Source organism: Mesorhizobium sp. M7A.F.Ca.MR.148.00.0.0 (assembly GCF_003997735.1).
GTDB lineage: Bacteria > Pseudomonadota > Alphaproteobacteria > Rhizobiales > Rhizobiaceae > Mesorhizobium.
This window is the reverse complement of sequence record NZ_RZTB01000272.1, coordinates 1-1409: the sequence shown is the minus strand read 5'-3', so window position 1 is coordinate 1409 and position 1409 is coordinate 1. Positions and strand designations below refer to the sequence as shown.

The 1409-nt window shown below is 65.6% G+C and carries 1 protein-coding gene and 1 pseudogene; both read right to left on the bottom strand.

All coding sequences use genetic code 11. The features are described from left to right. Nucleotides 1-10: 10 nt before the first annotated feature. Nucleotides 11-682, bottom strand: a complete 672-nt coding sequence (locus tag EOB49_RS33880) for an urease accessory protein UreF (RefSeq protein WP_164781929.1) — start codon at nucleotides 680-682, stop codon at nucleotides 11-13. Beyond that, nucleotides 675-1386: pseudogene (locus EOB49_RS33875) on the bottom strand (urease accessory protein UreE). The gene EOB49_RS33880 and the pseudogene EOB49_RS33875 overlap by 8 nt, the downstream one beginning before the upstream one ends. Between the last annotated feature and the right edge of the window lie 23 nt (nucleotides 1387-1409).

Here is a 1409-nt window from a genome sequence, read left to right as displayed (position 1 = left end):
GCGAGAAAAATCATGAGCGGAACAGTCGCGAATACTGGGTTTCATGCTTCATCGCCATGACATCGGAGACGAAGGCGCAGCCGCCGAGATCGTCCAATGTCGAGCGCGCAGCGCGGCTTGCGGTCGCCAGCGCCAGCGGCTCGAAGCCGGCTAACAACGCGGTCGCGGCGCTCTGGCCAACAACGCCAAGGCGGATCGCTGCCTGCACGAGGTTGGAGAAGAAGGTTTGCAGGAAGGCTGACAGCGCGTCCTGAAGCGCGATGCCGTTGCCGCCGGCAATGGCTCCGACGGCGACGCAATAGGCGCATTCGGCCGGCAAGCGCTCCAGCACCGGATTGGGCCAGGCCGCCGCCGCTTTGAGGAAGGCGGCACCCTGCAGCATGGTTTCGGTATGGCGTTCGCGCGAGCCGGCCAGCGCCTCGGCGAGTGCCGCCACCTCATCGAGATCACCGGCGTGGCGTGCGCGGCGCCAGCTCTCGGCAAACAGCACGGCATCGTTCCAGCCCGAGCCCATCTCGACCAGCGTTTCCAGCCAGTCGGCAAGGCTTTCGGCATCGGCAACCAGCCCGTCATGCGCCGCGCGTTCGAGGCCATGGCTGTAGGAAAAGCCGCCGACCGGAAAGGCAGGCGACAGCCACGCCATCAGCCGCAGCAGGGCGATATTCGAAGGCTGGTCAGTCATGGTCGTGGTGATGGCCGGCGTGACTGTGCGAATGGGAATGCGCTTCGTCATGAGAATGGCTGTGCGCTTCGGCGTGGCTATGCGCATGCGCATGGCCGTGATCGTGGCTTGGCCCGCCATGCCCGGAGTAGGCGCCGCGCACCGGCTTGAACGGTTCGGAAACGTCGGCCACCGTGGCGCCGAGCCCCTCCAGCATCGCCTTGATGACATGGTCGCGCAGGATGAGGATGCGACCGGCCTCGATGCTTGCTGCGAGATGGCGGTTGCCGATGTTCGGAAACGTCGGCCACCGTGGCGCCCAGCCCCTCCAGCATCGCCTTGATGACATGGTCGCGCAGGATGAGGATGCGACCGCCCTCGATGCTCGCTGCGAGATGACGGTTGCCGATGTGCCAGGCGAGTTCGGCCAGATGCACGCCGTCGCGGGCGCGGATGTCATAGACCTCTTCCGCCGCCGCGACGATCTCGACATGGCCGCCATCCTCCAGCACCAGCCGGTCGCCATCGTTCAAGGAGACGGGTTCGGGCAGGTCGACCAGCACCTTACTGCCGTCGGCAAGCTCGATGGCGCGGCGGCGCAGATGCCGCTCGTCATGGGCGAGAATGGCCCGGCCCAACGATAGGGTGGTTCCGGCATTGCCGGCGGACAGTACGGAGACGGCGCGCGGGAATTTGGTGAAGTCGGTGTTGAGGTTGAGCTTCATTTCATGGATCCCCCATTTGCTTG

What these genes read in the sequence shown, in the direction of transcription:
- EOB49_RS33880 (WP_164781929.1), bottom strand. Translation starts at nt 682, where the DNA reads ATGACTGACCAGCCTTCGAATATCGCCCTGCTGCGGCTGATGGCGTGG.